This is a genomic window from Streptomyces sp. NPDC003038, assembly GCF_040611115.1.
Lineage (GTDB): Bacteria > Actinomycetota > Actinomycetes > Streptomycetales > Streptomycetaceae > Streptomyces.
Window position 1 is genome coordinate 336,374 of record NZ_JBEXNN010000004.1, and the last position, 7,423, is coordinate 343,796.

Annotated in this window: 5 protein-coding genes, 2 tRNA genes and 1 pseudogene; 5 read left to right on the forward strand and 3 right to left on the reverse strand. The window is 73.3% G+C overall.

Annotation, left to right across the window (positions count from 1 at the left end; all coding sequences use genetic code 11):
* From ABZX75_RS08190 to ABZX75_RS08210, 5 genes and pseudogenes are all read left to right on the forward strand, one after another.
* A pseudogene (locus ABZX75_RS08190) lies at positions 1-577 on the forward strand (RNA helicase); the annotation flags it as partial.
* Between the two features lie 162 nt (positions 578-739).
* A tRNA-Lys gene (locus ABZX75_RS08195) sits at positions 740-812 on the forward strand.
* A 239-nt stretch (positions 813-1,051) separates the two neighbouring features.
* Positions 1,052-1,125, forward strand: a tRNA-Met gene (locus ABZX75_RS08200).
* Positions 1,126-1,333: 208 nt separating this feature from the next.
* Positions 1,334-2,521, forward strand: a complete 1,188-nt coding sequence (locus tag ABZX75_RS08205; protein ID WP_355409061.1) for a PP2C family protein-serine/threonine phosphatase — start codon at positions 1,334-1,336, stop codon at positions 2,519-2,521.
* Positions 2,522-2,814: 293 nt separating this feature from the next.
* Entirely contained in the window at positions 2,815-3,849 is a 1,035-nt protein-coding gene (locus ABZX75_RS08210) for a M23 family metallopeptidase (protein WP_355409063.1), read from the forward strand.
* Here ABZX75_RS08210 and ABZX75_RS08215 read toward each other — a convergent pair.
* The 3 genes from ABZX75_RS08215 to lhgO all read right to left on the reverse strand — a co-directional run.
* Positions 3,839-5,182: a PrsW family intramembrane metalloprotease gene (locus ABZX75_RS08215; RefSeq protein WP_355409106.1), complete on the reverse strand. Its 1,344-nt coding sequence runs from the start codon at positions 5,180-5,182 to the stop codon at positions 3,839-3,841. The two genes, ABZX75_RS08210 and ABZX75_RS08215, sit on opposite strands and share 11 nt — an antisense overlap.
* 64 nt (positions 5,183-5,246) lie before the next feature.
* Positions 5,247-5,993, reverse strand: coding sequence for a tRNA (guanosine(46)-N7)-methyltransferase TrmB (gene trmB, locus ABZX75_RS08220; RefSeq protein ID WP_355409108.1), 747 nt, complete (start codon positions 5,991-5,993; stop codon positions 5,247-5,249).
* Positions 5,994-6,427: 434 nt separating this feature from the next.
* Positions 6,428-7,423, reverse strand: a 996-nt coding sequence (gene lhgO, locus ABZX75_RS08225) for an L-2-hydroxyglutarate oxidase (RefSeq protein ID WP_355409065.1), incomplete at its 5' end; no start/stop codon positions are given.

A 7,423-nucleotide genomic window follows, 5' to 3' on the forward strand; every position in this document is an offset into this window, starting at 1 on the left:
CGACCGCCCGTCCGGTGGTGGTTTCCGCTCCGGTGGTGACCGTCCCTCCGGTGGTGGCTTCCGTCGCGACGACCGCCCCTCGGGTGGCTTCAACCGCGATGACCGTGGTGGTGACCGTCCGTCCGGTGGTTTCCGCTCTGGTGGCGACCGCCCGTCCGGTGGTGGTTTCCGCTCCGGTGGTGACCGTCCCTCCGGTGGTGGCTTCCGTCGCGACGACCGCCCCTCGGGTGGCTTCAACCGTGACGACCGTGGTGGCGACCGTCCGTCCGGTGGTTTCCGCTCCGGTGGCGACCGCCCGACCGGCGGCAGCTACAACCGCGACGACCGTCCGGCCACCGGCAACGGCACGTACAACCGTGACGACCGCACCTCGGGCAGCGGCTTCCGCTCTGGTGGCGGCGACCGTCCGTTCAACCGCGACCGTCGTGACGACCGTCCGTCCGGTGGCTTCCGCTCCGGTGGCGCCGGCGACCGTCCGTACGGCCGCCGTGACGACCACCGCCCGTCCGGTTCCGGTTCCACCGGTTCCTTCGGCGGCCGCCGCGACGACAAGCCGCGCTGGAAGCGCAACGGCTGACCGCTCGCTGAACTGAGTGCCTGACAGGGCCCGTACGACACCCGCGTGTCGTACGGGCCCTGTCGGCTTCCCGGGGTCCAGAGGGCGACGACGGGGCCGGTCAGTCGATATCCGATCGGCCCACGGGCGCTGTCCGGCTATGCTCTGGGGTGAGCACGTGGAGGGCCATTAGCTCAATTGGCAGAGCAGCGGACTTTTAATCCGTTGGTTGTCGGTTCGAGTCCGACATGGCCTACGGCTTGTGGAGCGCCCCGTCTGGTTTCGGCCAGGCGGGGCGCTCTGGCGTCCGCCCGCGGTTCCCGCTCCCCAGGTTCACGTAAGCAGGGCCGCAAATCCGGCTTCACCAAGGCCGGTTGGAGGCCCCCTTCGGATGGGTTTAAGGCCTCTGACCTGCGGCGATGAGGGTCCGAGGGGGAGTGGGGAAGGTAATTGGCGGAGGGTTCCCCCCGGATGGCGTAGAGTTGGGTTTACCGACGCGGGGTGGAGCAGCTCGGTAGCTCGCTGGGCTCATAACCCAGAGGTCGTAGGTTCAAATCCTGCCCCCGCTACTCAATACGAAGGCCCGGTTCCCCTTGGGGAGCCGGGCCTTCGTCATGTCCCGGGATGCCTACCGGACGCCTTCGGTCCTCTCCGCGCCCTTCTTCACCCGGTCGGCCGCCGCCGGGTCGCCGTACGCAGGCCCCTGCCGCGAGCCTTGAGGGGGCGAGGCGGCAGCGGCCCGCACCCGTGCGCGGGACCGGGCGGCAGGAGAGCGGTGTGGTGGGGCTGGACGTGCGGCAGGACGGCGAGCACGCGGACGCGGCCGGGAACGGTGCGGCCCGGCGCGTGGTCCGGTTGCTGCCGGCCACGCTGATCTCCCTCGGGACGGTCTTCGACCTGCTGAGCCCGCCCAGCTTCACCGGGTCCCCCTTCTTCTCCGCGGCCCCGCTGATCGCCGCCCCGCTGTTCAGCCTCAGGGCCACGGTCCTGACCAGCGTCCTGGCCTCGCTCGCCGTGTTCGTGCTGCACATCCACCACGGCACCAGCTGGAAGGCCGAGGCACTGACCGAGCTGGCCACCGTCGTGACGGTCTCCGGACTGGCGGCCTTGATCAACCGGGTGGTGCGGCGCAGCGGTGCGCAGCTCGCCTCGGCGCGCGGGATCGCCGAGGCCGCGCAGCGGGCGGTGCTGCCGACGCCCGCCGAGCAGGTCGGGGGCCTGAACGTCTGCGCCCGGTACGAGGCCGCGCAGGCCGACGCCTTCATCGGCGGGGACCTGTACGCCGTCCAGGACACCCCCCACGGCGTGCGGCTGGCGGTCGGTGACGTACGGGGCAAGGGGCTGGGGGCGGTCGAGGCCGTCGCGGTGGTCCTCGGGGCCTTCCGGGAGGCGGCGGAGAGCGAGCCGACGCTGGAGGGCGTTGCGCGGCGGCTGGAGCGCGCGCTGGCCCGGGAGGGCACCCGGCGCGGCAGCCTGGACGCGGTGGAAGGGTTCACGACGTGTGTGCTCGGGGAGATCCCGCCGGACGGCGAGGGGCTGCGGCTGCTCAACCGGGGGCACCCCGAGCCGCTGCTGCTGCGCGGAGACGGGGAGCTGACGGTCCTCGCCCCGGCGGAAGCCGCTCTGCCGCTCGGTATGGGCGAGCTGGGAACGTGGCCCGACCGGCCCGACGAGTGGGCCTTCCCGGCCGGGAGCATCCTGCTCCTCTATACGGACGGGCTGACCGAGGCCCGGGACCGGTCGGGCGTCTTCTACGACCCAGTGGACCGGCTGCGCGGGCGGGTCTTCGCCGGGCCGCAGGCGCTGCTCGGCGCGCTCAGCGGCGACGTGCGCCGGCATACGGGCGGCGGGACGACGGACGACATGGCGCTGCTCGCGGTGGGCCGGCCGGGGCGGGGCCGGCCGGGGCGGGGGCTGACCGTGCCGGTGGTACGTCGCGACGAGGGGCCGGGTGACGGTGCGTAGCTGAAGCCGTGCTCTGCGCAATTCGATTGACGGGGCGTCATGGGCGGGTGTGGCTGAAGAGCATGGGGTGGTGCCTGATCTTTGCCCCTGTTGCGCCCTTTTTCATAGGGAAAGCGCAGGCCAAAGCCCGTCAGGGAGTGGCGGATTGGCCGGAACGATCAATCGCAACAGCTTGGAATCATTCCCCCGCGTCTATTACCTTTTGATAACGCAGAGCGGTCGTCCCAGCCGTCGCAAGAGATGGCGCCGCGCGCGTGCGCGTCAATGAGGAGTGTGCCCAGGTGGCCTCTAACTTGCCTGCCCCTGAAGGCACCGAGATCCAGGAACCGCCCACCGCGGGGGCCTGGGGCGAGTGGAATCCCACCGAGGATTCGGTCCGACCGGTCCGCGGGAAGCACCGGGTGGCCAAGCAGCGCGGAGGGCTCGCCCGCAGCTCCACCGTGCTCGGCGTCGGCGTGATCGCCGCGGTCGGCGCGGGCGGCATCGCCAACGCGCAGGACCGGCCTCAAGTCACCATCTCCATGCCCTCGTTGCCCGATCTGCTCGGCGGTGACACTTCCGGCGGTGACCCTTCCGGTGGCGGGACCGTCGGGGAGCAGGCGGACGGCGCCGGCACGGCCGCGAAGACCGGGATCATCCCGCAGCAGGCCGACCGGAGGGCCGACGCCGGCGAGGTGCTGCTCAACCGCATCCTCCAGCAGGCCGAGTCACAGCAGGACGCCGCCACGGCTCAGGCCCAGGCGGAGGACGAGCGGATCGCGCGGGAAGCCGCGGCCCAGGAGGCCAAGGAGAAGCGGGAGGCGGCGCTCAAGGCGGCCGAGGAAGCCGCGGCGGCCGCGGCGAAGGCCGAGGAGGTGGCCGCACAGGAGGCGAAGGCGGCCCAGGAGGCGGCCGAGGCCAAGGCCGGGCAGGAACGCCTCGCCCAACGGGCCGGGAGCTACTCGCTGCCCACCTCCGCCTACACCCTCACCTCCCACTACGGCGTCTCCGGCTCCATGTGGTCCTCCGGCCACCACACCGGCCTCGACTTCGCCGCGCCGACCGGCACCCCGGTCAAGGCCGTGGCCGCGGGCAAGATCACCTCGGCCGGCTGGTCCGGTGCGTACGGCTACCGGATCGTCCTGGAGCTCGAGGACGGTACGGAGATCTGGTACTGCCACCTGTCCTCGATGTCGGTGACCTCCGGCTCGGTCGGGGCGGGCGACACCATCGGCCGCGTCGGCGCCACCGGCAATGTCACCGGCCCCCACCTGCACCTGGAAGTGCGCAAGGGCGGCTCGACGGTGGATCCGCTGGCGTGGCTGACCTCCAAGGGCCTCAACGTCTGAGGTCCGCCAGGCCGGGGCCGACCTGCCTGGGGACGGGTACGCCGGCCACGGTGGCGGCCTGTGCGGGGGCCGTCGCCGGTGCGTGCGGCGCGTGTGATGCGTGTGGTGCGGCCGCGGTGTCGGCGGTTCGGCCGGGCCCGCGGGGCAAGGGGTCGAACCACGGCGGAAGCAGCTCCTCCATGACCGCCGCCCGGGCCAGCGCGGGCCCCGCGGTCGCCCGGCGCAGCCAGAGCCGGCGCAGCAACTCCCGCTCCCGCCCCACGAAGTCCGGCTCCCGCGCCGGGCCGCCGCGGCGCGCCCGGTGGCGCAGCAGAGCCAGCGCCGCCGCGTCCGCCGCGTACAGGGCGACCGCCCGCCCCGCCGCCCGGCCTCCGCTGCGGCGGGCCAGGGCGCGGGCCAGTGACCGCGCCGGCGGCGACGCCAGGGCCGGCACCTCGGCCGGCGCGAACCAGCCCGCGGCCGCGTACTTCGCCAGCTCGGCGGCGACGGCCCGCAGCATGCGCCGCCGTATCCGCACCGCCAGCCACAGCAGCAGCCCGAACACCGGGACCATCACGCAGCCGTAGACCGCGTAGAACCCGTACTCCCCGCGCCGCGAGGAGCCGTTCCACAGCGCGTGCATGCCCATGGCGAGCGCGAGGCCGAGCAGCGGCAGGCCGATCCTGCGCGAACGGCGGGCGCTGCGCGCGGCCGCGCCCAGGGCGAGGCCGGTGAACACCGTGAACAGCGGGTGCGCGAACGGCGAAAGCACTATCCGTACGAAGAAGGTCGCCGCCGTTACCGAGTCGAGTACGCCGGTGCCTTCGGCCAGGTCCTCGTCGAAGGCATTGCCGAGATAGAGGATGTTCTCGGTGAAGGCGAAGCCCGTGGCGGTGAAGCCGGCCGCGACGAAACCGTCGGCGGGGCCGGTGAAGTGGCGTCCTCGGAAGACGAACACCAGCAGCAGGGCGGCTGCCTTGGCGCTCTCCTCCACCACCGGGGCGATCGCCACCGAGCCGAGCTGGTCGGCCTCGGAGGGGTCGGCGGTGGCCGCGGCTATCCAGTCGGTGGCGAAGTTGTTGGCCAGTATGGCGATCAGCGCGGCCGTGCAGGCGCCCCAGCCGAAGCAGAACAACAGCTGCGGCCAGGGCGCGGGCGCGGCCCGGCCCAGCCACCGGAAGACCGCCATGAGGGGCGGCACTGGCAGCAGGGCCAGACCGAGGCCGACGAAGAAGCCGGGGGTGCCGGTCTGCTCCCGTACCAGTTCGAGGATGGACAGCCCGGAAACGGTCAGGACGGCGAGCAGAGCGACGAGCACGCCAGTGCGGACCGTGCCCGACGGGCGTGCGAGCACGAAGGGAAGCGCTCGGAACACATCATGACCCTACAGAGTGGGTCTGACACAGGCAGTGACGTTGTCAGTTCTCGATGCGACGGAAGAGCAAGTCGTGTACGCGGTGGCCCTTGTCGAGACCCTGGCCCTCGAAGCGGGTGAGAGGCCGGAAGTCGGGGCGGGGCGAATAACCGCCCTCGGGCCGCGTGTTCTCGAAGTCCGGGTGAGCGGTCAGCACGTCGAGCATCTGCTCGGCGTACGGCTCCCAGTCGGTCGCGCAGTGCAGCACGGCCCCGGGGGCCAGGCGGGTCGCAGCCAGCGTGAGGAACTCGGGCTGGATCAGGCGCCGCTTGTGGTGGCGGGCCTTGGGCCACGGGTCCGGGAAGTACACGCGGATCCCGGCCAGCGAATCGGGCGGCAGCATCTCGCGCAGCAGGATGATCGCGTCGCCGTTCGCCACGCGGATGTTGTCGAGGCCGCCGCGCTCCGCGAGGGCGAGGAGGTTCCCCTGCCCGGGAGTGTGCACGTCGGCCGCGAGGATCCCGGTGCCGGGGTCGGCGGCGGCCATCTGAGCGGTGGCCTCGCCCATGCCGAAGCCGATCTCCAGGACAACGGGAAGGCCGCCGAAGAGCGCCTTGAGGTCGATGACCTCAAGGCCGTCGATGTCCAGGCCCCAGGTGCTCCAGAGGCGCTTGAGGGCCTCGCCCTGGCCGGTGGTCACCCGGCTGCGCCGGGGCTGGAAGCTCCGGATCCGCCGCTCATGGTGCGACCCGGCCGGATCGGGCGCGGGCCCGTCGGGGAACCTGGGCTCGGTCCGCCACTTGGGCGGCACGTACGAATGCGCCTCCGGCGCGGCGTCCGGGAGGCTGGGCGGCTGGGGGTTTCGGGACTCAGACACAATGCGCCAATTCTACGCGGCGGGGTCCGGGGGCCGACCGCTCGGCGGCGAGGGGCCGCGGCGTACCCCGTGGATCACGGCGGGGCCGGGTCCCGGCTCTGAACCGGGTCTGGGCCCGTTCTGGGTCCGGGTCCGGGTCCGGGTCCGTTCTGGGTCCGTTCTGGGTCCGGGTCCGGTCGGGGCCTGCTCTGGTCTGCGGCTGGGCCGGTCGGGACCCGGCTCCGCGTCTCGGCGCGGCTCCGCGTCTCGGCGCGGCTCCGGCTCTCGGCGCGGCTCCGGCTCTCGGCCCGGCTCCGCGTCTCGGCGCGGCTCCGGCTCTCGGCGCGGCTCCGGCTCTCGGCCCGACCCGCGGGTCCACCGGTCACCCCCTAAGCCGAGCGCAGGCTCCGCAGGGCCCGGCCCGCGATCTCGCGGCCGATCGGCAGCGAGGCGGTCGCCGCGGGCGAGGGGGCGTTGAGGACGTGGACCGTGCGCGGGGCCTCCCGGATCAGGAAGTCGTCCACCAGGGTCCCGTCCCGCAGTACGGCCTGAGCCCGCACCCCGGCCGCGGCGGGGTGCAGGTCCGCCGCCGCGACGGCCGGCAGGAGGCGTCGTACGGCCCGGGTGAAGGCCTGCTTCGACAGGGAGCGGTGGATCTCGCCCGCCCCGTACCGCCAGTGCCGCGCGGCCATCCGCCAGGCTCCCGGCCAGGCCAGCTCGTCGGCGAGGTCGCGGGGCCGGACCGTCCCCCGGCGGTATCCCTCGCGGGCCAGCGCCGGCACCGCATTCGGCCCGACGTGGACGCCGCCGCCGATGCCCCGGGTCAGGTGCACGCCCAGGAAGGGGAACGCCGGGTCGGGCACCGGGTACACCAGCCCGCGGACCAGCTCCGGCCGCGCCAGGTCGTAGTACTCGCCCCGGAACGGCACGATCCGCATCCCTGGATCGTCCCCCGTCAGCCGCGCGATCCGGTCGCACTGCAGGCCCGCGCAGTTCACCAGCACCCGCGCCTTCACCACCGCGCCCGAGGTGGTCCGCACCGCCACTCCCGACGCGCGCCGCGCGATGAGGTCCACCGCGCCGCCGTAGACGATCTCCGCCCCCGACGACTCCGCCAGCTGGGCCGCCACCTGCCCGTAGTCGACGATCCCGGTGGTCCCCACGTGGATCGCCGCCAGGCCGCGCACCTCGGGCTCGTACTCCGTGATCTGGGCCGGGCCCAGCTCCCGCACCGGAATGCCGTTCTCCCGGCCCCGCTGTACGAGCGCGTGCAGGCGCGGCAACTCCTCCCGCTCCGTGGCGACGATCAACTTGCCCGTCACCTCGTGCGCGATCCCGTGTTCCGCGCAGAACTTGACCATCTCGGCGGCGCCGCGCACCGCGAA